General features: G+C 41.1%; 16 protein-coding genes and 1 pseudogene. 6 read left to right on the top strand and 11 right to left on the bottom strand.

Annotated elements, in window-relative coordinates; translation table 11 throughout:
* The first annotated feature begins 8 nt into the window (after nucleotides 1-8).
* On the top strand, nucleotides 9-1,469 hold the full coding sequence (locus PRIP_RS08630; protein WP_036100837.1) for an AcpB/EbpR/MafR family transcriptional regulator: 1,461 nt from the start codon (nucleotides 9-11) through the stop codon (nucleotides 1,467-1,469).
* Nucleotides 1,470-1,514: 45 nt separating this feature from the next.
* Here the strand turns inward: PRIP_RS08630 and PRIP_RS08625 are convergent, their stop codons facing one another.
* The 3 genes from PRIP_RS08625 to PRIP_RS08615 form a co-directional block, all read right to left on the bottom strand.
* Entirely contained in the window at nucleotides 1,515-2,465 is a 951-nt protein-coding gene (locus PRIP_RS08625) for a quinone oxidoreductase family protein (RefSeq protein WP_036100836.1), read from the bottom strand.
* Nucleotides 2,466-2,533: 68 nt separating this feature from the next.
* Complete coding sequence (gene rlmN / locus PRIP_RS08620; RefSeq protein ID WP_036100835.1) at nucleotides 2,534-3,652, bottom strand: dual-specificity RNA methyltransferase RlmN; 1,119 nt, start codon at nucleotides 3,650-3,652, stop codon at nucleotides 2,534-2,536.
* A 121-nt stretch (nucleotides 3,653-3,773) separates the two neighbouring features.
* Nucleotides 3,774-4,595, bottom strand: coding sequence for an alpha/beta hydrolase (locus PRIP_RS08615; RefSeq protein ID WP_052008825.1), 822 nt, complete (start codon nucleotides 4,593-4,595; stop codon nucleotides 3,774-3,776).
* 488 nt (nucleotides 4,596-5,083) lie between these two features.
* Between PRIP_RS08615 and PRIP_RS08610 the strand changes: the two genes are divergently transcribed.
* From PRIP_RS08610 to PRIP_RS08595, 4 genes are all read left to right on the top strand, one after another.
* Nucleotides 5,084-5,503 (top strand): permease prefix domain 1-containing protein, encoded by a 420-nt coding sequence (locus PRIP_RS08610; protein ID WP_036100834.1) that lies wholly within the window; start codon nucleotides 5,084-5,086, stop codon nucleotides 5,501-5,503.
* Nucleotides 5,500-6,138 (top strand): hypothetical protein, encoded by a 639-nt coding sequence (locus tag PRIP_RS08605; protein ID WP_036100833.1) that lies wholly within the window; start codon nucleotides 5,500-5,502, stop codon nucleotides 6,136-6,138. Before PRIP_RS08610 ends, PRIP_RS08605 begins: the two co-directional genes overlap by 4 nt.
* Nucleotides 6,139-6,190: 52 nt before the next feature.
* The gene (locus PRIP_RS08600; protein ID WP_036100832.1) at nucleotides 6,191-6,616 is read left to right on the top strand and encodes a hypothetical protein; all 426 of its coding nucleotides are present in this window, start codon (nucleotides 6,191-6,193) and stop codon (nucleotides 6,614-6,616) included.
* 225 nt (nucleotides 6,617-6,841) lie between these two features.
* Complete coding sequence (locus PRIP_RS08595) at nucleotides 6,842-9,196, top strand: polysaccharide lyase 8 family protein (protein ID WP_036100831.1); 2,355 nt, start codon at nucleotides 6,842-6,844, stop codon at nucleotides 9,194-9,196.
* Nucleotides 9,197-9,269: 73 nt separating this feature from the next.
* Here the strand turns inward: PRIP_RS08595 and PRIP_RS08590 are convergent, their stop codons facing one another.
* The 5 genes from PRIP_RS08590 to PRIP_RS08570 are packed head-to-tail and all read right to left on the bottom strand — an operon-like array spanning nucleotide 9,270 to nucleotide 15,174.
* Nucleotides 9,270-10,997 carry a PTS sugar transporter subunit IIA gene (locus PRIP_RS08590; RefSeq protein ID WP_036100830.1) on the bottom strand — a complete coding sequence of 576 codons (1,728 nt, stop codon included), beginning with the start codon at nucleotides 10,995-10,997 and terminating at the stop codon, nucleotides 9,270-9,272.
* A 4-nt stretch (nucleotides 10,998-11,001) separates the two neighbouring features.
* Nucleotides 11,002-12,177 (bottom strand): MalY/PatB family protein, encoded by a 1,176-nt coding sequence (locus tag PRIP_RS08585; protein ID WP_036100829.1) that lies wholly within the window; start codon nucleotides 12,175-12,177, stop codon nucleotides 11,002-11,004.
* Between the two features lie 50 nt (nucleotides 12,178-12,227).
* Entirely contained in the window at nucleotides 12,228-13,286 is a 1,059-nt protein-coding gene (locus tag PRIP_RS08580; RefSeq protein ID WP_036100828.1) for a zinc-binding metallopeptidase family protein, read from the bottom strand.
* Nucleotides 13,240-14,712: a PTS fructose-like transporter subunit IIBC gene (locus tag PRIP_RS08575; RefSeq protein WP_036100827.1), complete on the bottom strand. Its 1,473-nt coding sequence runs from the start codon at nucleotides 14,710-14,712 to the stop codon at nucleotides 13,240-13,242. Before PRIP_RS08575 ends, PRIP_RS08580 begins: the two co-directional genes overlap by 47 nt.
* An 18-nt stretch (nucleotides 14,713-14,730) precedes the next feature.
* Nucleotides 14,731-15,174, bottom strand: coding sequence for a PTS fructose transporter subunit IIA (locus PRIP_RS08570; protein ID WP_036100826.1), 444 nt, complete (start codon nucleotides 15,172-15,174; stop codon nucleotides 14,731-14,733).
* A gap of 508 nt (nucleotides 15,175-15,682) precedes the next feature.
* Here PRIP_RS08570 and PRIP_RS08565 point away from each other — a divergent pair.
* A complete protein-coding gene (locus PRIP_RS08565; RefSeq protein ID WP_036100825.1) occupies nucleotides 15,683-17,173 on the top strand; it encodes an SdrD B-like domain-containing protein in 1,491 nt (496 codons plus the stop codon).
* A gap of 370 nt (nucleotides 17,174-17,543) precedes the next feature.
* On the opposite strand, the gene PRIP_RS16750 is transcribed toward PRIP_RS08565, so the two are convergent.
* The 3 genes and pseudogenes from PRIP_RS16750 to PRIP_RS08550 all read right to left on the bottom strand — a co-directional run bounded on the left by PRIP_RS16750 (nucleotide 17,544) and on the right by PRIP_RS08550 (nucleotide 21,882).
* On the bottom strand, nucleotides 17,544-19,790 hold the full coding sequence (locus PRIP_RS16750; RefSeq protein WP_077912962.1) for an LPXTG cell wall anchor domain-containing protein: 2,247 nt from the start codon (nucleotides 19,788-19,790) through the stop codon (nucleotides 17,544-17,546).
* Nucleotides 19,791-20,006: 216 nt separating this feature from the next.
* Nucleotides 20,007-20,813, bottom strand: a complete 807-nt coding sequence (locus PRIP_RS08555; protein ID WP_036100824.1) for a Cof-type HAD-IIB family hydrolase — start codon at nucleotides 20,811-20,813, stop codon at nucleotides 20,007-20,009.
* A 17-nt stretch (nucleotides 20,814-20,830) separates the two neighbouring features.
* A pseudogene (locus tag PRIP_RS08550) lies at nucleotides 20,831-21,882 on the bottom strand (LacI family DNA-binding transcriptional regulator).
* Nucleotides 21,883-22,068: the final 186 nt, after the last annotated feature.

Here is a 22,068-nt window from a genome sequence, read left to right as displayed (position 1 = left end):
GTACCCGTATGAAAAATTTAATTGTCGCATCGGAGTATCGCAAACTAAGATTACTACACACATTATTCAAAACCGACCAAAACTATCAGAAGAAAGAGCTCGCAAACCTACTTCAATGCTCTACAAGAACGTTAGAAACTGATATTATGTCACTTCAAGAGCTGTTTAATAAGGAAGTTGCCTATGTTTATGAGGATGATGCTAAAAATATCTGCCTTGATGTTGGTGAGCACGTAAACTTTACTTACCTTTATGCGATTGTCTTAAGTAATTCCTATCTTTATTCGCTAGCAACAGATGCTTTTGAGGAAAAAGCCATACATTTAGCTGAATGGGCGAAAGAACATTTTGTTAGCCTCCCTACCATTTATCGTCGCGTTCGCAAAATTGATGCCTATCTGGCTGAAAGTAATCTTGTATTAGAAACGACGCCTCTAGCCATCAAAGGACCAGAAGTCAATATACGCTTTTTCTATTACCAGATTTACAGCAAATCTTATCCTTATACGGAATGGCCTTTCCCAAACATACCTTACGAAATCATTGATGCTTTCATTTCACAAGCTGAAGCCTTCTACCATGTGCATTTCTCGTTATCATCCAGAATTAAGTATGCCATTTCCATTGCCGTCTCATTGACTCGCGTTAAGCAAGCGCATGCGTTCACATTGCCCGCAAAAGACATCGCTATTTGGACGGAAATTCTCCATTCTCAGCCAGAAGGACGTACACTTGATTACAGTATTTTGGAAAATATTTTTGGTAACAAGTTGAGTTCCTGTGAGCGTTACTTTATTGCTATTACAATGTTTTGGAGTCATTTTACGCATACGAATGAGTGGTTTTTAACTATCCGCGCTAAGACTAATCCTAAAGCTTTTCTGCCAAAGTACAAACTTGCCCAAGAGTTAGTAGAGCTTTTAAGCGATTATTATCCTGTTGACAAGCCTGATCTTGCTGTTAGAGAGACTATTGATTTCCTCGCCCGCTTTTCATTCATTGATAAAGCTAATATTTTACCCGAAATTCCTCCTCCAAAAATGTCCGCAGAAGAAATTGCCCTGCGTGACCATATTCGCAACACTTTAACCAAATATGAAAATCATCCTGACTATCGATTTATTCGCCCAAACAGGCCATTAATTGTGAATCGACTTGTTGAAATTTATAAGCTCTTTATTATTCAAAAAAGCGATTTTGATGCACTTCACGTTAAAATTATTTCCGAAAACGGCTATTTATGGGAGGAATACTTGCGTGGCGAAATCCGCAAGAAATATTCACAGGACCAGCTCGTTATTTGCGATGAAACAGAAGTACACGTTCCAAGCCCACATATTGATTTAATTATTAGCGATTTTCCATTCTATGAGCAAAAAAATATTGAAGCAGATGGTTTACTTTGGAATATCCCACCTTCATCGACCGATTTTGCTCAACTAGATATGATTTTAGATCGCCGAGCATAACAAAAGCGAGTACAAACCGACAAATGGATTTGTACTCGCTTTTTCTTATGGTATTAGCAATATTTTTCCAGTACTTTTTCTGCTTTCTAGTAGATCATGTGCTTCTTTTCCTTTAGACAACGGGAATTTGCGTGGTTGGTTAACAGTAATTTTGCCTGCGATAATCATGTCGAATAAGGCTTTGGAACGTTTTATGCGTTCTTCTTTGCTTGTTAGGAAGCTCCATAAATCCCCGCCTGTCAACGTTTTGGAAGTGTCCATTAGCATGCGTGGATCTACTGACACTGGATCGCCACCTGACATGCCGTAAAAGACAACAGCGCCTTTATCGCGAACGGTTTGAAAACTGTCCATCAATGTGGAGCCAACCGATTCATAAGCTACATCGATTTTTCCAGCTAGTTTTTCAGCCCAATTGTCACTGTATAGCAAAACTTCCTCTGCGCCGAGCTTCCGTGCTACTTCGGCTTTTTCTTCTGTAGATGTGAGACCGATGACAGTTCCGCCAAGTGACGTAATAATTTGCGTCAACATTTGACCGACGCCACCAGCAACGGCATGAACTAGCGCTACATCGCCATAACGAATCGCGTAGCTATCTTTTGCCAAATAGCTCGCCGTCAGTCCTTGTAAAAGAACCGAAGCCGCAATCTCGTCATGAATGCCATCTGGAATCGGAATCGCCTTGTTCACAGGAACCGCCACAAGCTCAGCATTCGCAAGCGGTACATCCACAAACGCAACACGCTCACCAAGTGCAAAATCCGTCACGCCATCACCAAGCCCAACAACGACTCCCGCACCTTCATATCCAAGTACATACGGCGCGTCCCCCACTAAATGATAGTTTCCTTTCCGTCGATAAATATCCGCAAAATTAAGTCCAATTGCCGTCGTACTAAGTAAAATTTCTCCTGGTCCTGCAACAGCATCCGCAATTTCTGTATACTGTAATACATCTGAACTGCCAAACTCATTAAAAATCAATGCCTTCATTATTTTCGACCCCTCACCTATGTAGAAAAAGTCCGCAATCAGATGCGAACCCTTTCCTTATTTCACTCTCACTCAGCGGCTGCTTGTTTTGCTTCTGCTTCCGCTTTTTCACGCATTCTTTCACGAACGCCTTTTTTCTTGATTTGTTTACTACGTAATTGGCCACACGCTGCATCGATATCTGTTCCATGTTCACGACGTACCACACAGTTAATGCCTTTACGCTTTAATGTTTCGTAGAACGCATCAATTACCGCTGTGTCGCTACGCTGGTATTGGTCATGCTCATCTACTGGATTATACGGAATCAAGTTCACCCATGCAAGATGGCGTTTCTCACCAATTAAAGCCGCCAACTCCAACGCTTCTTGTTTGTGATCGTTGACGTCTTTTAGCATGATGTACTCATAGGTGATACGACGATTCGTTTTCTCCAAATAATATTCGACCGCTTCCATCAACTTCTCAAGCGGATATGTCTTGTTAATGCGCATGATGCGTGTACGTAAATCATTATTCGGCGCATGTAATGATACCGCCAAATTGACGCGAATATCCTCGTTTGCAAAATCAATAATGCGCGGTGCAAGACCACTTGTTGAAACTGTAATATGACGCGCACCAATGGCTAGACCTTTCTGATCATTCACCACATGAAGAAAATCAATCACATTATCATAGTTATCAAACGGTTCGCCGATTCCCATCACCACAATATGACTTACACGATCGCCATTTCCTTTCGAATCTAAATGATGCTGCACGTTCATAATTTGCTCGACAATTTCGCCAGCATTCAAATCACGTTGCTTTTTCAAAAGCCCACTCGCACAAAAAGTACAGCCGATGTTGCAGCCGACCTGTGTCGTTACACAAACACTAAGTCCATAAGAATGCGTCATCATAACTGTTTCAATTAAGTTACCATCCGAAAGTTGGAATAAATATTTCGTCGTTCCGTCTTTCGATTCTTGTTTAATTTGTTCATTCAATGTGTGCATCGTGAAATGTTCATCCAGCATATCCACACATGCTTTGTTTAAATTCGTCATTTGCGAAAATTCAGTGACGCGCTTCACGTAGAGCCAGTCCCACACTTGCGTTGCGCGGAATTTCTTCTCGCCCTTGTCTTCAAACCAATCACCAAGCTGCGCCAACGTCAACCCGTAAATCGAGCTTTTGTCCATTCTTCAAAAACCTCTTTTCAAAATTTCATTACGTCTTATCCAAATTATAGCTGTTTTCGCGTGTATTCGCAAGGTTAGGTTTCGTATAGCAACGCATTAAAAAACGACCATAAATGATCGTTTAATAAATAAAGTTAGCGATAATCGCATCTACTGCTGTATTTTCATGTAAATCGCTATGTTGCGCATTGCTTCCCGTCACAATTTTTTCACTATAGGATGCCACTTGATTTGCAAAAATAAGTCGTGAGGACAAGGCGCTCTGTACAGGAACGACACCGTCTGAAACCTGATTATCATCCAAGTCACCCGCAATCGAAAGGACTTGCAATTTGGAATCTAACTTTCCGTTGTTGGCAATGTAATCTTGCAATGCTTCCGTCCGATTCGCCACATCAATAAAATCAGCCGTCGCCGCGTTATCTTCCTCATCCAAATCATTAAACGGCGTCCCAATCACGACTAATTTTTCCATCACTGGCGCTGCGTCATCCGCTAATTTTTCCGCATAGGTTGTGAGTGCCAAACCACCGTTGGAATGACCAATCGCATCGAACTGCGTCACGTTGTATTTATTCTGAATGTCCTTAATCACCGCATCGACCCATTTTGCCTCTTGATCTATCGGTGCATCATTGTTTTCAAATACGACTTGGATAAATGGATTCTTAGATTTATCGCTCAACGTCCCATCGTATACTAGCGTGCCGTCTTTTTTGACAGTAATAATAACTTTGTCAGAAGAATGGCCATATGTGGCAATCATTCGTGAAATCATGCCGTTAAACGAATTTTCCGTACCATGCGTCCCGTGTACTAGCAAAATCGGTGTCGTTTTCGACAAGTCCGCATCTTTGACCTTCGCGGAATAGGCCTTAATAGATCCAAATACCGCAACTGCTAAAAATAAACATCCTCCAAATAAAGCAATTCTCCGCCACATAACCCATAACCTCTTTTCCCGAACTGATATCTTATAGACTTACTTTACCCCTAAAAGATGAATAAACTATTACCAAAATATTAGAGTTTTAAGAAGTTTTGTGACATGGGGAGGAATTTACTGGGTCTTGTTGATTTTCATTTTGTGCTTGAAATGCTTGCTGGATTCTGTGCTGACTTTCGTGGAGTTAAAGGATTAACCCATCGCTGGCGCTCACGCTTATGTTGGGAGCGTAACTCACTGCGTTCTCACTGGTTTTTGGTTCTCTATTCTGTGTCTACAGTGCTTTCTCATTCTGTGCTGACTTTCGTGGAGTTAGAGGATTAACCCATCGCTGGCGCTCACGCTTATGTTGGGAGCGTAACTCACTGCGTTCGTAACGCTCCCAACAATTACTTTGACACATAGAGTAATCCGTGTTATTATTACTCTATCAGATAGAACACTGTGCGCGCAGTTACATTTTGAATATTTTGGAGGTTTTGAAAATGATAACTATAAAAAAACATATCGACCAACTTTTTAATGATATTCCGGTCACTGAAGAAAGTTTGCTTATGAAAGAAGAAATTTTGCAGAGCTTGGAAGATAAGGTCGATGTACTGATGGTGCAAGGGAAATCCGAAGAGGATGCTATCAATAAGGCTATCGTCGAACTTGGTGATTTAACGGATTTGCGTGAGGAATTGGCGGAATACCGAGTGAAGATACCGAAATCTTATCTTGCTTGGACGCATTTCCAGTTTTCTCTCATTGGCGCAGCGCTCATCATCGGACTGTTGCTTTTTATCAATATTTATTACACACCACACGTGCTTTGGGTCATCTTCCCTGCGTTTGGTATCGTTTGGTGGCCGCTCGCTATGTACTTTAGATGCCTTCGCCTGCAAGGGAGGGCTTTGAATTGAGAGGTTTAGTCAGTTTTTCAGTCGTCGGGAGCGCCATCTGCATGTTTTTCTTAGTGGCACTCAATTTCTTTTTAACGCCAACGCTTGACTGGTGCATTTATCCTTGTATTGCCCTGTTATTATGGCCATTATCTATGTATTTCGTATACCGCCAAAATTTGAAACAATTCGCATGGTTTACAAGCCTTGTTTTGCTTATTTTGCTCACGGTTATTAATTTGCGAGAAACGCCTGATGTACTTTGGGTGCTTTATGCGGCGTATCCGCTCGTATTCTGGCCTGTCTTCACGATGCTTGAAAAAAGGGCGTATACGATGACGGCTGCTATTATTGGTGCTGTTGTGACAAGTCTTTATTATGCCTTGCTAAATATTGCTTTTTCACCGGATGCACCGTGGGTTATCGCGATTATTTTTGCGGTTGGTTGGTGGCCTTTGTCGCTGTATCATGCGCGTAAAGGAAGCTTTTTTGCCTACTCTGTTCAAGCTAGCATTTGGATTAGTACTTTTATGATTGGCATGAACTGGTCGTTTTCACCGAGTGTGATTTGGGCGATTTATCCGATTTTCGCGGTGGTTTGGTGGCCTTTATCAATGTACTTTTTTAGTGCAAAACGTCACATGCATTCTTTATAAATTTATGTTACATTTATAGAAGCAAATCTTTTTTGAAGGAGCATCTATAAATATGGAAAATCAACTGGATGAAAAAGTAGTCTATAAGCAACTCTCAAATCCGCGTTGGATGACGCTAACAATCGCCATTGTCTGCGCACTATATGCATTGTTGACATTACTCGGCGTATTCTATCTGTTCACATTATCGACAAAAGGACTCTCGGACAGTGCTGCCCAAGCAATGCTCACTACCAAAATCGTTGCGTTCGCGTTCTTCATATTGTACGCAATCTTCTCATTGTTATTATTTAACAACTATGCAAAATTACGCAAAAATATTGTCGTACCTAAAATGCTGTACTTCGCGCTAAGTGTTTTCATGCTCTTATCCGCAGCAAACAGCCTTGCTACTAGCAATATATCTGGCGTATTCTTACCACTCATTATTCTATTATTTGCAATCAAAATAATCATGGACCTCGGTAAAGTAAAGTAGCTTCAATAACTCAGAACGCTAAAAGTTTTTTTATGTAAAATAATATTTTTCTAAAGAAGATGAAATACCGCATTAAATTGCGATATTTCATCTTTTTTTGCCCTAAAATAGACCATTTTTACTATAATGTGTCGTTTTTCACACGTTTTTTTCGGAAATATGTATAATAAAGTACTAAAAAACACTTAAATGTGTCTAAAATATGAAGATTGAGGTGTGAAAATCATGAAAAAATATCTGGTTGCTCTGTTGCTGTCCTTCTTGCTTGTGATTATTAGTCTGGATAATGTATCTGCGCAAACTGCCGTCGAGCGAAACACGTCCATTAATAATTGGAAAACAGCGCTAACTGGAAAAGCTTTTCCAAAATCAAATACCGCTTTAAAACTGACACTTGCCGAAAAAGAACGCGATTTACAACAAAATGTCCTTAGTAGGCTGAATACAAACCCCAGTAAAAACTACCTTTTCTCCAATATTACCTCTTGGAAAACAAATTCTACTCAACTAACAATAACAGCGCTCAATATCGAAAAAATGGCAACCTTATATCAAACCCCTAATTCCGTATACTATCATAATCCTGCTATGAAAAAAAATATTTTGTACGCATTGAATTGGTTTTACACTAAGGCCTACAATGAAAGAACCGTAGACACTTATGGAAACTGGTATGACATGCAAATTGCCACTCCGGGCTCTTTAGTCAATACGCTAACTTTGATGAAGGCGGATCTGACTAATACCCAGCTGCAAACTTATTTAAAAGGTGTGAATAAAGCCAATCCAGCAAAAGTTGCTACAGATCGTTATTTAGGAACTGGTGCCAACCGAGTGAATAAAGCCTTTGTCATTATTATGAGCGGCGTCTTAGGCAATAACCAAAGCAAAATCACGCTCGGTAATGATATCTTGAAAAGAGTCTATATGCCTGTTACGAGCGGCGATGGTTTTTATGAAGATGGTACCTTTATTCAGCATACAAATACACCGTACACGACTGGTTACGGCGCTGATGTTCTTGCTAGAAGTGCCGATTTTTATCAAATCTTTAGCGGCACATCAACATTAGGAACATTTCGTTCCCTCCCAATGATGTTTAAATATCTTGATACAACCTACTCGCCAGTGCTTTATAAAAACGAACCATTAGATATGACTCGCGGGCGGGGCGTTACCTTAAAAGCCGTTACCAGCGAACAAATTGGCAACAACCTCCTCTACGATATGTTTACTGTCAGCCAAAAAAATGGGAATCTAGCCTATCGTAAAAAATATGCCATCTTGACAAAATCATCCATTGTCCATGCCTCATTGCGCACCGATTTCTATAAATCACTAACCTTAGCACAAGCTCAGTCCTTCCAAAGCTTACTGCAAAATAGAAGCATTAGTGGCGTATACCCAAGTCGTACGCAAAATAAGATGATGAGTTATGCGAGCCAAATGGTTGATACAAAACCAAACTATGTAGCCGGAATTAGCATGTTCTCGAAAAAAGTCTCCGCCTTTGAAAGCATCACTGGGGCAAATAAACTAGGATTTTACACTGGAACTGGCGCTCTTTATTTGTACAACGGTGACAATGCGTTTAAAGGAGAATACTATGGAACTGTTGATATGACAAGTCTTGCTGGCACAACAACGGACCATAAAACAAGACCTATTACTGTAGATAATGCTAAATATCTCAATCCACAAGCTTGGTCTGGTGGTGTTTCTGATGGCACAAATGGCGCGGCAACAATGCACTACAATATGAAGAACGTCACAGGAAGCAGTTTAGAAGCCCGAAAATCATGGTTTTTCCTAAATAATAGAATTGTCGCATTAGGAGCTGGCATTACTTCTAAAGAAAATCTAAACACCGAGACTATCGTCGAAAATCGGCAACTATCAAATACAGCCTATAATACTTTCACTGTCAATGGACAGGCCTTAAATCTTGGCCAAACAAAAACAATTGGAAACACAAAATGGGCGCATTTAAAAGGCATCACGCTTGCACAAAATATTGGTTATGTATTCCCTACTGCCACAACTACAACTGTCTATAAAAAGACCCGAACTGGAAATTGGAACACCCTCAATACGCGGAACAGATCAGCATTAACAAGCTCTAACTATTTTGGCATCACCATTTCCCACGGCAAAAAGCCAACAAATAAAAGCTACAGCTATATCATACTACCAGGTCGAAACCAAAGAGCGACAGAAGCATACAGCAAGAAGATTGACATCGAAATTCGTGCTAACAACCTAAACCAGCAAGCCGTCTTCGATAAAACCCAAAACCTCTGGATTGGCACATTCCGTAACCCTGGCACGGTCAACGGCTATGTCGGTCAAACTCGCGGCGCCATGATGGTTCGCAAAACCTCCACAACAGAAAAAGTGACCTTATCCGACCCCACAATGGAACAAAAAAGCATTGTCTTCCTCGTTCCAAAACTCGCTGGTCATAAACTAAAAAGCAAGTCCGCTGAAGCTACCGTCACAACATACGGCAAGAACTGGAGAATTCAAGTGAACACCTCCGCTAAAAACGGTAAATCCTTCGCTGTCCTGTTCGGCAAATAACAAAATTTAAGGCTTGAAAAGCAAAGTGTTCCTTTACTTTTCAAGCCTTTTTATGTTTTTAGAAAAAATAATCTCACTTCTCAATACATGCAATAAAAGACGCATAGTCTTCGATGCCAAGAACCATTTCTTCCTCATGCTCATTCAATACATAATACAAGTAGCTAAAAACTTTCAGTTCCGTGCTAACATTTGGATTCACGCATGCTACTAAAACGTTCTGCACCAACGTTCCATCGACTTCCACAGGGTGAATCAAATGCACAAATACCGCAAAAAATGCTTGGTTTCGTTGGGTCGTACAATGCGGAACAGCGAGGTGATTAATGACAAGATTATCACCTTTTTGCTCCCGTTCTTTAATTTTGACTGTCTCCTCTTCACTCAGCGTCCCGTTCGCCTCAAGCTGTTTGCAAATCCCTGCGATGACAGCATCCCAATTATCGCTCAACTTATTTCGGTAATTCATCGCCAGTGCTTCCGGGAAATACGTTTTAATATTTTTATGCACATCTATTTTTTCTAGCGTGTCTTGAATCGTTTGGAGTTCAGCCTTTGTAATCACTTGCTTGATTGAGATTTGCGTGACATCGCTATTCACTTCTTGAAATGGCGCGTTGTTTAGGATAAGCTTGATGTCCTGTTGTTCTAACACGGAATTTAATTCTTGGCGATGCATGACTAAAATAAGTTCGATTGCCGGCAGCTCTTTTTCAATCATCTGCTTGTTGATACTAGCCACCGCGTACTGATCAGAGAAAAGAAGCACTTTCGAAGCTGGCTGTTTCATCCGTTCCATCGCACACGAAAAATAAAGTCCAATCAAGTCAATATCATAAAGTTCCATTCCAAATTGTTCGTTGGCACGGGCTACAAAAGCAATACTCAAATCAAAAGCTAGTGGGTAAACTGCTTTAATGTTCGCGATATTATGCAATTTCCGGTCGTGTAGAAGAATTGGGTATGCGATGCTTCGCTTCAAATGTGCGGTCAATTGCTCCACTAATTCTAAATCGTACACAGAAGTATTATATTGTTCTGCCAAACGCTGTAGCATTTGCTGCACCTGTTCTACCGTCACACGCGAACTTCTTTGTTTTTGCGTGGAAGTGAATGACGTCAATAAGGTACAAGCCGCCTCGCCAATATCGAATGCATAGAAAAAGGACGCAACCTCTCCTGCTTCATCCCCCAACACTTGCGCAGCTAAAAGTAAGCTCACAAAATGCGCCGAATGAATATTAGGATAGTAATCGCTAATCTCAATTGTTCGCACAGTCTGTAAAAGCCCATTGTAGTCATCCATCGAAATACCCAAGCGGTTGCAAAAGAAGGCGGGGTTTTTATCAATTAAGTTTGCTAACAAAATTAATTTTCGTGTGATTGTTTCGTCTAAATAGTGACCATAGTTCGGCTTGGATTTAATCGCCAGACGATTGGCATAGTGACTACGTAAAAACACGATTTTTTCAGATAATGTTGGTTTGGATACGTATAAAGTGGTTGCCAAATCATCAAGTGTTCTGAAATCATGACATAATAGCTCAAGCAAAATAAGTTCGTCATCATACATAGACTGGTGCAACAAATTCATATAGGCTTGCTTGTCGCGAATATGAAGCTGATAGCCGCCTACTGGATTCGATATCACCTCACCCGTTTCACCAAGAAGGTAATTTATTTGAGAAATATCGCGCAAAACGGTTCTTTTAGAGGTTCCCGTGATTTTTGCGAGCTCCAAACCACTTGCTTTGCTATGTTCTAAATGTTCCATGATTTGTACTTGTCGCTGATTTAGCATCGCTTTACCTCCTCAATGTTTGAATTGCTTTGTCCATCCGTTCTAAACCATCCATAAGTTTCGTTCGTGAACAGGCGATATTTAAACGTAAAAATCCTTTACCGCCGTATGTTTCACCTGGCATCACCGCTACTTTTCCGACATGTATCAGGGCTTCTTGCAAGGCCTCTTTGCTCACGTCGAGTGCCGAGATATCAAGCCATGCCAAGTATGTTCCTTCTGGTATGCAGAACTTAATTTCAGGAATTTTTTCGTCAAAATAGGTTTTGATGTAGTGCATATTTCCTTCTAAATGGGCTACGAGTTCGTCGACATAATCCGCGCTTTCGTTGTAGCCTGCCATTGTCGCGTACATTCCTAATATACTGACAGAAGATAGAGCGTCGCGCTGTTTCAATTGTTTCAAAAATGCCGTTCGCAACGCTGCATCAGGAACAAGCAAATACGAGCCAATGAGTCCCGGCGTATTCATCGTCTTACTCGCAGAACTGCAAATGCACATGTTTTGCGGATTTGTCGCAACATCCAGAATCGGTAAATATTTCGCATCACCATATACAATATCCATATGAATATCGTCCGAAATTAGAAAAACATGATACTGCGAACAAATCGCAATAATACGCTCCAATTCCCATTTTTTAAAGACCCGTCCCGTCGGATTATGCGGATTTGTTAATAAGAAAATGCTTGCATCCCGCAGTTGCTCCTCCAAGCGTTCAAAATCAATGCAATACTCCCCATTATCCCATAAAAGTTCATTTTCTACTAGCTCTCGGTTATTTTCCCGAATTAAGTCATAAAAAGCATCATACATCGGTGAAAAAACAACAACCTTATCCTGTTCGGCACTTTTCAGACGCAATAATACCGAAATCGAATAGCAAACCGTCGGACTATAAAGCACCCACTCCGAATCAAAATCTGCTTGAAAACGTTTGGCGTACCAGTTCGTGACGCTACTTTTAAAAGCATCATGGTTCCAGCGCGAATAGCCAAAAACACCATGCGCTACTCGTTCTTGAACTGCCGTAAGAACTGGCGTCGGCACTTGGAACTCCGTATCTGAAATCGAGAACGGCAACAAATCAGCCACACCGAAACGGTCTTGAATATAGTCCCACTGCGTACAATATGTATTTTTGCGATCGATTACTTTGTTAAAATCATAATTTCCCATCCTGTGCACCCTCTTCTTGAAAAAGCCCAGCGCGTCCGCCGAGCCTTCCATTAGATATATTTACAAATCATTTCGTGCTTCTGTGCATTATATTCCGTCAAAAACTGCCCAATCAATGTTACCAAACTATCATAATCTGCTTTGGAAATCATCGAAGAATTGGCGTGTAAATACCGTGTCGGTAAGCAAAACGCCACAACCGGGCGCCCGCCTCCCATCACATTATATCGGCCGCCATCCGTGGCCCCCGTCTTCATCGTACAAAACTGAAGCGGTTCGCCAATCGATTTTGCCGTATCCATCAGACTTTGTTTTAACTTTTGATGCGGAATGTAGCGTTTGTCAAAGATGGCAAGCGCCGCGCCAGCACCGAGTTTTAGCGGAAATTTTATCGTATCAAATCCCGGCGTATCCCCAGCTACCATCGTATCGACAACAATCGCGATATCCGGTTTAATTGCCTCGGCTGATGTTTGCGCACCGCGAAGTCCAACTTCCTCCTGCACAGTAGCCACAGCGTATAGCGTAATCTCGTCATTGTCACAGCGTTTGAACAGCTCCGCAACAAGCGCACAGCCCACACGATTATCCAGAGCCTTGCCTAGAATACGATTTGGCGTCAAATTCGTGAAATTCGGCTCTGGACAAACAAAGTCACCGACCGCAACTCCCATCTCCGCTACCATTTCCGCAGAGTCCGCGCCAATATCTATAAACATCGCATCATGTTCCATCGGACGCGCCTTATCCGCTTCACTCAATGCATGAGGCGCAATCGAGCCGATAATACCAGCCACTTTCCCTGTCTGTGTCCTAATTTCCACGCGATGGTTCAACATGCTCTGATTCCACCACGAACCGACCGTATCAAATGAAATAAAGCCATCTTGCGAAATATGCTTCACAATAAAACCAACCTCATCCATATGTCCAATAATCGCGACTTTCGGGCCACGCGAACCTTTACGCGCAATAAAACTGCCCAAACCATCGAACGTAATTTCATCCGCATGACTTACTAATTCTTTATATAAGATTTCGCGGATTTCTTGCTCGTCACCACTAGTCCCCGATGCCATCACCAGTTGTTTCAGTAAATTCATTTCCATTTTTTTGTTTCGCCTCTTTCCGTTTCATCCACCAAGTTTTCAAAACGATAATCAAGAAAATATTAAGCGCTAAACCAAATGCCAATACAAGATAGAACCAGTACCACGGCGACATTAGACCAATCAACGGGTCAAAAATACCAATTCCTGGTGCTAGTCGCTGCACGCCAAACATAATTGTCAACATCCCTGCGATACCACCACTAAGCGTATTCGCCGTAATCATTGGTAATGGTGCAGCAAGCGCGTATGGAATCGCGGGCTCTGTTGCTACTGTGGAACCAACGATAATCGAACTTATTGCCGCGCCTTTTTCTTGTTTTGTAAATAATTTTGGAGCAATAAATGTCGAAATTCCCGCTGCCATTGGAGGCATTAACGCCACAACCCCAACAATCGCGTACCAATCATAAATTCCTTTGTCAAGCAGTGAGAAACAGAAGAACCAGGCCGTTTTATTCACTGGTCCACCCATGTCAAATGCCAACATCGCGCCAACTAAGAACGCAGCTGCTAATTTCATTTCTGTTGGAATCGTGTTCAAGAAATGCAACATGCCGTCCATCATGCCGCCCATCACAGGACCAAGCACGTAATATGTCAAAATACCAAACACAAACAACGTCACAAACGGAATCAGCATTGAACCAAGTAATGGTTGCAACGCCTTGCCCAGCTTGACTTTTCGGAAGTATTTCACGAAATAACCGATTGCTAAACCAAGTACGACAGCGCCTAGGAAACCAGCGCCCGACTCTGTGCCGAGCATCGTGTTATCATTCGCTAAATATGTCACTAGGAAGGCTGGAGCAAATGCAGGCTTATCCCCGATTGAACTCGCAATATAGGCACCCATAATTGGAATCATAAACTTGAATCCTAAATAACCGATTGTTTCCACAACCCACGTGAATGAAGGGTCACCATTCGCCATATCGACATATGGCATGCCGAACTGTACTAACATATTCGCGATAGCAACGAGCAAACCACCACCAATAACGAATGGCAATGCTGCAGAAACTCCAGCCATCAAATGACTCATGACGCTACCAGTAGGTACTTCTTGTTTTCCCATTTTAATATTTTTTTCTGCTGTAAAGACAGTCGCTTTTCCTTCTAAATCATCATAAATCGTTTCAATTTGCTTCAAAGCCTCTGAAACCTTAAGTTCCACCACTTTTTTATTGGCAAAACGGAACCGATCTTCCTCACTAATTGTCCGTCCTAACGCTAAAATAACGTAATCTGCCGCTTTAATTTCTGCTGGTGTTAAATGATTTTCAACACCACTCGCGCCTTGTGTTTCTACTTTAATCGTGTATCCAAGCGAAACTGCTTTTCGTTCTAGTGCTTCTGCAACCATATACGTGTGGGCAATCCCCGCTGGACAGTTTGTAATTGCAACAATATTTAAACCTGCCAATTCTATTCGCTCCCTTTTTTATGAAATAACGCCTTGAACTAATGTTAAAATGTCTTGCTCTGATCCCTCTTTTAATTTCGCAACGAACTCTGGGTCCATCAACTTACGACTTAATTGTGATAACAAACGCAAATGTTCTTGTCCACCAGTTTCAGGCACAAGCAAGCAAATCCAGCAGTGCACCGGCGCACCATCTAACGCGTCCCACTCCACTTCGTTCTCTCCACGTCCCACAAAAACACCAACTTCATTTACAAAAGCCGATTTCGCGTGTGGAATCGCAATACCGCCGCCAAAGCCTGTTGTTGATTCCTCTTCCCGCAAACAAAGATCTTGATAAAAACCAGCAGCATCCGACACCTTTCCATTGGCAAATGCCATATCTGCAAACTCTCGCAAAACCTCTGATTTTGTTGTTCCTTTTACATTCACATTAATACTATTCATCGTCATAATTTCCATTCTATTCACTCCAAGCTCTATTTTCTTAGCGCTAACCTTTTCCTGTACAAGTTCCATTATAAATGAGAACGCTTTCTATAAAAACAAATGAAATGTCACAGGAGCGATGACATATTCGATGGGAATCAAAACAAATTATCAATTATAACTCTTTTGAAGGTGTTCGAATTCAATCCCGTATAAAAAAGTCAAAATGTGAAATATTTATGAATCTTTTGCTCTAAATTGCATGATAGATTGCACCCGTTTTGCTCATTCTCGAAATTGAAGAAGTGAAAGGAAGTATTATCATTTCTCACAAAATTATCTGTTAAATTAACAACAAACGTTTTATCTTTAACAATCTGCCTATTTATAAACTAATTTAACATAAAAAGTAACAAAAAATACTCTTCACTCAAAATTCATATGTAATAATTCAAAAAAAGGCCGCTTTTCTAACCCCCATTGCCTTTTATCAGGCGTACCTATAGACTAATTGTATAACTTAATAAAAGGGGGAAATACAATGACACGCTTTTTTAGCAAGCAAATCGCTGTTTTTGCGATGATTTTTGCAATTCTTTTCGCATCTTTCGCGCCAGCAGCAAACGCAAGTATTCTAAATCCAGCTATTTATACGATTTCTGGAACAATTTACGCAGACACAAACGGTAACGGCATCATGGAATTACGCAACCTAGATTTACCACTTAACAACATGACAGTCACACTTCACAAAACATTAGCTGATGCACAATCAGGCACAAACATTGTCGCAACCGCAAAAACAAATGCAGCAGGTGTTTACAATTTCACGAAACTAGTCAAAGGGGACTACTTCCTGAAATATGGAACAGAAACAACAACTAAACCAGTCATCCAAGCTAACTCTGCGAAAGATGCAGCAGGAAAACAAATTCCTGGAATTGTCGCAGTTTCTATTAATACTATAAACATCGTCACTTGGGCTGACTTAGCAACAAAGAAAACAACGAACCTAACGATGACAACTTTTGAAGATTTGAATGGTAATGGCGTTAAAGACAGCAACGAGTCCATCGTAAATGGCAAAACAATGATTTTCATCAACTTAGAGAAAACACAAGATTTAATTTCGAGCGGTCGTCTGGCTAATCTTGATTTAAATTCTAAGATTCTTAGCGCACTTGGCGGAAGTTTAGATATTGAAGATGCTATTTTGTTTAGAACAAGTGCTAGTAACGCAGCGATTATGATGCCTAATGTTGATCCAGGTTTATATGTTATGGTTCGCTCACCATTTAACCTAACAGTTGGTGACTTACTTGGTAACTTAAATAAAGTAACTGCGCTTATTGACATCATCTCTGGCGGTGACATCCAAGGAATTTTAGATAATCCAGAATTGCTAAACACTGGCGATATTTCTACAACACCTAATAACGACTACATTAAAGCATTAGCAGCATTCCTACCCAAAGCAATTAACGCGATAGAACAAGTAGATGTAGACAAATATCTGGGCGAAGAAACTGGAACTTCCGTGAATACCGCGCTAGGACAAGCAAAGTCAATCGTTAACGTACTAAATAATATCCCCTCTATGCGCTTTGCAAAAGTAGACATCTGGGGTAATTCCTATGACTTAACAGCTTTGAAATTCACAAAAACAAATGACTTTCCATTCGGCATCCGCAAACTTCCAGTAATTACTGGGGACTTGTTTGTAGATAAGAACAAGAATGGAAAGAAAGACCTATTAGAGTTCGGTAAAGCAACAACTGTTACAGCATATGACCCCTTTGGTAACGTCATTCAATCGGTAACAACATCTTCATTAACTACTAAATTTACATTAGATAAGTTAGCATTTGATAAAACAATTTACATTGGCATCGATGGAAAAAATGGATACAGCCCAGTATATACAGGAGTTGTTCCACCAGCACTACAAGGACTTCGCTTAGTCGGCGCGTACACTTTCGACTCTAACAGTCCCATCCAACAAATCACGCAAAACATTCCATTACTACCATAATAAATAATAGAAGCCGCTATTTGATTGTTATATCAGCTAGCGGCTCTTTTTAACCCCTTAATCGTTCTTTTTAAACGATATTAGACTTTTTTGTGAAATATATACATATAGATGAGCATATACGAAGCACTGACATTAGCAATTTCTTTTGCAATGCTAGTTCTTTATATTGATCGAGACAAAGACAAAAAGAGATAACCGTTCCTACTTTAGCCCAAAGTAACGGTTATCTCTTAACTTGTTATTATTCAGCTACCATCCCAGACGGCTCTGACTGGAAGGTTGTGTTGACGCACAACCTTCTTTTCGTATTCATTATGGCAAATAATTAGTTGGATTAGTTGGATTTCAACTTCACTATATACTTCATTTATTTAAATAATTTACGTTTCAATAGTAGATAGGTTCCTGCAATAATCGCTCCTAATCCTGCAGTCACTGGAACGATAGGCGCCTTATCTCCTGTTTTCGGCAAATCTTTTTGACTAGTTGATTGGCTAGCTTTTGGTTTGTCTGTCGATGTCTTAACTGAAACGCTTGGTTTATCTACTGACGCCTTATTAGTATTGGTACCTGACACACTTGGTTTTTCTGGAGTTGGTGCTATTTTAACTTCACCTAACGTAATTTTATTCGCTGTAGCCCAGTCACTTAGCGGCACAATCGTGTATACAACGTCGGCATTAATCTCGCCACTTACAAGGTCAAAAATGCCTGTCGCGCCTTGACGTGAAGAATAACGATATTGGGCTGTAAGTTTCGTCCCATCTGAACCTTGAAGTTCAACTTGACGCCCAGCAAACAAGTCCATTGTCGGATCGGCATCTAATGTTAACTCGAAAGATTTCGCGTCTATTGGTGTTGCCTTAGAAATGACTAAAGGAGCTATTTCTTTGGCCGTAAAACTAGCATTGGCAACAGTTGCCCAATCAGATGTTACAGTATATGTTACGCCAGATTTTAGTTTTTTGCCCACAGGGAGGCGGAATTTCGGTGCTTGGCGACGGTCGGAAGCTTGTGTGAATGGCACATAATTTGCCTTGATGACATCGCCGTTGCTACCTGTCAGTGTCACACTACGATCGCGTAAGGAAGAAATAACTTGATATTGTTTCCCATTAACATCGCGATTCTCATCATCAACAATGAAAGCCTGATCCCCGCGCCCGCCAGCATAAGCCGCAATAATATTCGCATAATCTACTACGCCATCTGCTTGGAACGACTCTAGTTCAAATGTATCGTTCGTCACTTGCTTAGAATCACGAATATTGATTTTCTTATCGCTACCCACAAATGTTTCAGCGTTTGCTCCTTTATAACTTAGCGTATACGTCTGCCCAGGTTGTTGCACCGTCACAGGCACAATATACGTGCTCTTAGAACCCGATTTCAAACGAGGCACATTCACGATACTCAAACCGTTGCTAAAAACAAAATTAGATTTAATGGTATCCAAATTACTATCTGCAACTTCATCAGCAGGCAACGCTTCAGGGAACGTAATTTGTAATGTCATCGCGTTTAATGATTCAATTTTGTATGCTGCTTGTTTCGCATCACCAAGCGTCACGCTCGTCGGTTTCGCCCAACTATTTTGCGGTAAAATCTCATAAGAAATGTTCTCATTCAAACTGCCAACAGCAACATCAAACGTTCCCGTCGCACCTTGGCGTGAAGAATAACGATAATTCGCCGTCAACTCACTGCCATCCGATCCTTTCAAAACAACACTGCGTCCAGCCAACAAGTCCATCCCAGGATCAGCATCTAGCGTTAATTTAAATGACTTCGCATCCACAAATTCCGCCGAAGCAATGTTCAAACGCTCCATCGCACGCGCCGTAAAAGTGGCATTTCGAATATCCGTCCAATTCGACGACACTGAATACGCCACACCCGGAACTAGCACCTTTCCAGCAGGCAATCGGAATTTTGGCGCTTGACGACGATCTGATGCTTGCGTAAATGGCACATAATTCGCCGTAAACGTTTCCCCATTACTCCCCGTCACCGTCACGCTCCGATCCCGCAATGACGAAATCACTTGAAACTGCGTCCCATTCACATCACGATTCTCATCATCCACCACAAACGCCTGATCTCCGCGTCCACCAGCATAAGCCGCAATAATATTCGCATAATCCACCACGCCATCCGCTTGGAACGACTCTAATTCAAACGTATCCGCCTCAACCTGTCTCGTATCACGAATCGCTAACCTTTCTCCACTACCAGTAAAATTTTGCGCCGCGCCGCCTTTATAACGCATCGTGTAAGCCGCCCCTGGCGTTTGCACCGTCACAGGCACAATATACGTATCCGTCGAACCCGACTTCAAACGTGGCACATTCACAATTTGCAATCCATTACTAAACTGAAAATGTCCCTTAATCGTATCCAAATTCGCATCCGCAACATCCGCTGCCGGCAATGTCCCACCGAACTTAATTTGTAAAGTCATCGCGTTCAAAGCCCGCACTTCCATAATTTCTGCCACGGCGTTCACACCTTGTTCCGTAGCCACTACACCGACCGGCGCAACCTGTGGAGCCACCCCTGCAATAATCGTCGTCGCAATTAACAAAGTAGATAAAGCTTTTTTTGATTGTCTCATTTTAAAATCTCCTTTTTATTCGAAATTGTTACTAACTCAATCATATCTCCTAGATATAAATTCCAAATAAGCTGGCTATTAAAAAATTCTTAACACCTATTAAATCTCACAATCATTATTTTCCATCCAGAAAAATTTTATGATGATATTCACAGTTCTGTGATACCTTCCTAAATAAAAAAAGATTCCCCGTCGCTATCAGGAAATCTTTTTTACTTAACAAATATGTGCTTTTAAAAATTCATAAATTCCTTCTTCTTCATTCGAAGCTGTAACATAAGACGCATGGTCTTTCACAAAATCAGCAGCGTTTCCCATTGCAACTCCCATCCCCGCATAACGAAGCATTTGCAAATCATTTTCGCCGTCTCCAAATGCAATGACATGCTCAAGCTTCACATCCAAATGTTGCCGTAACCGCTCTACAGCATGCTCTTTATCCACACCTGTTGGCAAAATTTCAATATTGTTGAAATGAGAAGACAATGTTCTAACGCCTTCCACCTCTTGAAGCGCCTTCCGAACCGTTTCCAACTTCTCTGGAGCTTCCTCTTCAATCGTAATCGCGTTAATAATAGCATCTTGGTGACGTACCACATCTTCTTTAGACTTTAAATGAACTAATGTCGTGCCGTTCACTCGTCCCTGCTCCGCCTCATCTGCAATATAGGCAGGTGGTCGCATCGTATAAAAAACGGTATTCTCCGAGAAAAAGAACAATGGCATTTTATGAGACACACATATCTCAAACACAGCAAGAATGCTAACTGGACTCAAACCATCTCGAAACAGAACCTCCCCCTCCACATTCACAATCGACCCATTCGAACAAATGACACTACCTTTTTCATCGACCATTTTTGCGAATTTATTAGCGCTTTGAAACATTCTTCCTGTAGAAACGGCAAAGTGATGTCCTTGTGAAATAAGCTTTTGCAACAATGCCAACGTTTTTGGAGGTACTTGTTGGTCTTTCGTTATTAGCGTGCCGTCTATATCTGTGCAAATCAAGTATTTTTCCACTATCATAAACTCCTCTTTTAATTAGTAGCACCGCAAGATTCTCGGACAATAAGTTCAGGCTGATGCTTGATAACAGTTTGTTCGTAATCTCCGTTCATCGCAGTAATTAACTGCAGGACTGCAATTTTACCCAAGTATTCATTATGCTGATCAATCGTCGTTAACCGTGGAATTTGAAAATCACTATTTAAAAACTGGTCACAACTCACAATCGCGATATCTTCTGGGCAGCGAATCCCTTTGTCTTTCATCGCCCGAATCGCGCCAATCGCAACACTATCATTAATCGCAACCAGCGCTGTCGGCAAATCTTCTGATGAGCGCTCGACAAGCCGCATCAATGCTTCATAACCCGCAGGCACATAATAATCCGTCAACTCAATCCACTCTTTTCGAACTGGGTGCGAAAAATGATTTAACGCACTGCGAAAAGCGTCCACACGTGATGTTGTAATTTTGACCCCCCGCTCTCCGCCGATAAAGCCAATATTGTGATGTCCTAACGCTGTCAAATGCGTAACCAGTGTCGTGACACCCTTTTTTAAATCACGTTCTACAAAAAGACAGTCCAGTTCTTCCCGTTTGCTCCCGATAACGAGCACAGGAACTTGTTTATGCAGTTGGTTCAAAGCGGTAACGTAAGACTCGGACAAAACTTCCTTATCAATCTCACCACCAAGAACAAGAACACCGTCTACCTGCTTCTCTAAAACAATCCGCAAATAATCCTCTTCCGTCAAATGATGTTTCGTCTTATCACTTTCTGGCCCTGCAAGTAACGTGTTAAAAACAATCGTAGAATAAAATTGCTCCAAGGCACATTTTTGAATTTCCGCAACTAATGATACGAAATATGGATTCGAAATATCTGGTAAAATAACGCCAATATTTTTAGTTTGTCGATGAATCATACCACGCGCAAACACACTAGGCGTATACTGGTGCTGGTCAATCACATCTTGAATACGTTTCCTTTTTTTCTTTTAGAAACAGATGGACTATTGTTTAGTACTCGTGATACCGTAGAAACAGAGACCCCGCTAAGCTTTGCAATTTCTTGAATTGTTATTTTTCTCTTTCATAAATCTCCATCCTTTTGGATTGATAACTCTAGTCTACATTATTTCGATACACGATACAAGTTTTTGGTAACGTTACCAAAAAAAAAATGTTGACTTTTTTTATTTAATGGGATAGTCTATTGTTGAAAGCGATAACAAGCTAGAAATAAATTTGGTAACGTTACCAAATTAAG

The organism is Paenilisteria riparia FSL S10-1204, from assembly GCF_000525995.1.
In the GTDB taxonomy this organism is placed as follows: Bacteria; Bacillota; Bacilli; order Lactobacillales; family Listeriaceae; genus Listeria_A; species Listeria_A riparia.
Note: the sequence above shows the minus strand (reverse complement) of the source record. Positions and strands in the feature narration are given on the sequence as shown.

Excerpts from the sequence above, each read along its gene's own strand:
- PRIP_RS08615 (WP_052008825.1), bottom strand. The coding sequence starts at position 4,595 with ATGTGGCGGAGAATTGCTTTATTTGGAGGATGTTTATTTTTAGCAGTT.
- PRIP_RS08600 (WP_036100832.1), top strand. The coding sequence starts at position 6,191 with ATGGAAAATCAACTGGATGAAAAAGTAGTCTATAAGCAACTCTCAAAT.
- PRIP_RS08565 (WP_036100825.1), top strand. The coding sequence starts at position 15,683 with ATGACACGCTTTTTTAGCAAGCAAATCGCTGTTTTTGCGATGATTTTT.
- PRIP_RS08585 (WP_036100829.1), bottom strand. The coding sequence starts at position 12,177 with ATGGGAAATTATGATTTTAACAAAGTAATCGATCGCAAAAATACATAT.
- PRIP_RS08590 (WP_036100830.1), bottom strand. The coding sequence starts at position 10,997 with ATGCTAAATCAGCGACAAGTACAAATCATGGAACATTTAGAACATAGC.
- PRIP_RS08625 (WP_036100836.1), bottom strand. The coding sequence starts at position 2,465 with ATGAAGGCATTGATTTTTAATGAGTTTGGCAGTTCAGATGTATTACAG.
- rlmN (WP_036100835.1), bottom strand. The coding sequence starts at position 3,652 with ATGGACAAAAGCTCGATTTACGGGTTGACGTTGGCGCAGCTTGGTGAT.
- PRIP_RS08595 (WP_036100831.1), top strand. The coding sequence starts at position 6,842 with ATGAAAAAATATCTGGTTGCTCTGTTGCTGTCCTTCTTGCTTGTGATT.
- PRIP_RS08580 (WP_036100828.1), bottom strand. The coding sequence starts at position 13,286 with ATGGAAATGAATTTACTGAAACAACTGGTGATGGCATCGGGGACTAGT.
- PRIP_RS08610 (WP_036100834.1), top strand. The coding sequence starts at position 5,084 with ATGATAACTATAAAAAAACATATCGACCAACTTTTTAATGATATTCCG.
- PRIP_RS08630 (WP_036100837.1), top strand. The coding sequence starts at position 9 with ATGAAAAATTTAATTGTCGCATCGGAGTATCGCAAACTAAGATTACTA.
- PRIP_RS16750 (WP_077912962.1), bottom strand. The coding sequence starts at position 19,790 with ATGAGACAATCAAAAAAAGCTTTATCTACTTTGTTAATTGCGACGACG.
- PRIP_RS08570 (WP_036100826.1), bottom strand. The coding sequence starts at position 15,174 with ATGGAAATTATGACGATGAATAGTATTAATGTGAATGTAAAAGGAACA.